The sequence below is a fragment of the Shewanella sp. Iso12 genome, assembly GCF_012030025.1.
In the GTDB taxonomy this organism is placed as follows: domain Bacteria; phylum Pseudomonadota; class Gammaproteobacteria; order Enterobacterales; family Shewanellaceae; genus Shewanella; species Shewanella algae.
Genome location: NZ_JAAUHW010000028.1, coordinates 1 through 2,212, shown reverse-complemented (window position 1 = coordinate 2,212; position 2,212 = coordinate 1). Strand labels below are relative to the sequence as shown.

General features: G+C 51.8%; 3 protein-coding genes. All 3 read right to left on the bottom strand.

Annotation, left to right across the window (positions count from 1 at the left end; all coding sequences use genetic code 11):
* On the bottom strand, positions 1–816 hold an 816-nt coding region (locus HCX89_RS22560; RefSeq protein WP_167717518.1), incomplete at its 3' end, for a phage portal protein.
* Between the two features lie 24 nt (positions 817–840).
* Complete coding sequence (locus tag HCX89_RS22555; RefSeq protein WP_167717517.1) at positions 841–1,047, bottom strand: hypothetical protein; 207 nt, start codon at positions 1,045–1,047, stop codon at positions 841–843.
* A partial coding sequence (locus HCX89_RS22550) for a terminase gpA endonuclease subunit (RefSeq protein WP_174840221.1) occupies positions 1,044–2,212 on the bottom strand: 1,169 nt, incomplete at its 5' end. The genes HCX89_RS22550 and HCX89_RS22555, both read right to left, overlap by 4 nt.

Genomic DNA, 2,212 nt, shown 5'->3' with positions numbered 1-2,212 from the left:
CCGCGCCGCCACCCGCTCACTTTCCTCATAGTCCTTGATATCAGCCAGACGGGTGAAAATGCCGTGAAATACACTCACACCGCGCAACTGATGCAGGCGCTTGAGCTGGGCCAAGTGCATCATGGCCTTGGCAGGGATCTGTTTGGTAACGTGCTTGAACCCCATTACATCAGCGGGGTGCTGCTTGAGTACGTTATATGCAGTGACCTGGCCCCAGTCGTTCACGGTTAGCCCTTGGCGGATCTTCTTTGCCGTATCGTTGAGCTCATAGGGAACAAAGTCAGGCTCAAGCGCTTCGATAGAGTAAGGGGTGCCCTGTGGATTGGGGTGGATAAGACTAGGGATTTTGCCAACCACATGCTGGCCGAAACATTCACCATCACGCAGCGCAGTGCGAAGCACCAAACGCTCAAGCTCTGGACGGGTGTAGCGCCCTGTTACATCAGGCTTAAGACTCCAGGCAGCAAAGCGACGCGCCAGTTCTTCGGCAAAGTCACCGAGTATATTGCCCGCCATGTCTTTTGGCTGCGGCTCCACCACAATGCCATTGGCGCCGACCACCCTCTCTTCCAGCCGGTCGAGAATGCCGATACTGAGATCGTGGTTTTCATCCAGCCAGCGTGCTTGCTCTCGCAAGTTTTTGCCGGCGGCGAATACAGCCTGGTTTGCACCTCGGCCTTCACGCTTGCCCTTATGAGTGCGGCTTGGGCTAGCGGCTTCATACGCCCTGATATTCTGGTATTGCAGTGTGGAAACAGCACGTTTTAGCGCCCACGCGGGCGAGACTGTGACAATGATGTCATTGAGCCAACTCATGAATGCCCTCGGGTTTGTGTTGATTTAATTGAAAGTGGCCAGGCTGGCACCACCACGTTGGCGCCCTATGGATACCAACCGCCGTTCCCATTCCTGACGTCCTTTGCGAATGGACTCCAGATCTTCCATTGCCATCTGCTTGCCGTTGATAGTGGTGGACTTGCCATCCAACACATCAATTTCAGCCTGCAGATAAACGGCAATCATTTTCTCGATTTGCTCTTTGTTCACAGCCAGCCTCCGCCGGACGTTTTCAGCCAGCCATTGCTCTCGCTGGATTTTGTTTTTTGGGGTTTGGGTTTTGGTTGGGTATGCTCAGGCTCAGGTTCACTTTCCTGACTTACGGCCTGCAGGCTTAGCTTTTCGAGATCTATGCCGAAACGCTCAATGGCGATATAGAGCGCGGCCAGGGCATACACAAAGCAGTCCAGCGCTTCATTACGGCGATTCCCGTTGTCCCAGCGATAAACTATCTTGCCGTCCCTACGCTGAGGGATCTTGCGTTCTGATGTCAGTTGCTGCAGCTCGGTTTCATCGCAGATACTGTCATCCATTGGTAGGTGGATGGCATTTGCCTTCGGAACAGATGGATCAGGCTGGATTAACAAGTGAGACATCAGCTGTTCTTTGGCACCATCGGTACCAATTTCAGTTAGGTAAACTCCTTTGCGATTTCGCTTGCGAGGGAAATTGGCAATAGGCTTGCCATAGGTTTTTGCACCAAAGATAGGGATAACCCTTTGGATACCCATACGCTTTGACATTGAGACAACTGTATCGTGGTAGTGACCACCGGTATCCCAACAAATAATCCCGATGTTCAGAATGATTCCATCGGCACGGGTATAAGTTCTATTTAACCTATCTTCAACCCTGCCCAGTAGTTCATTGTCATCAGGACGGCCGTGAAGAATGAATCGATCAATCAACCACTTTTCTTTGTTGGCTCCCCAGCCCCAAATTCTGCCTTCATAGCGATTGTCTTGAGTATCAACACCTGCTGTGAGATAAACGACACGCTGCGGCATCTTGCCATCCGGATACATTTCCCGGCGGCGAAGAAGATCTTCCCATTCCAGCTTTTCGCCGGTGTCATCATCCCAGGGTTGGCCTAGCTTGGTATTGACGAATGTTTGCAGCTTTTCTTTGTCGTCCTTGGCCTTGTAGAAGTCGGTCACCAACTTTCGCCAACTTGAAAGGGGGTTGTAGGCCGACCAAATGTAGATAGCTATGTTTTCAGGGGTGGCTATCTCGCGGCCTTCGCTGTCGAAGAACGCCAGAAAATCTCTAGTCCAGATGCCTGTTTTTTCGCAAATCCACTTGGCATCAGGGTGTTCCTGCATGGCCGTGAGGCATTTGTTTTCGATTACGCAGGCGCAGTGTTCACACAGGTAAT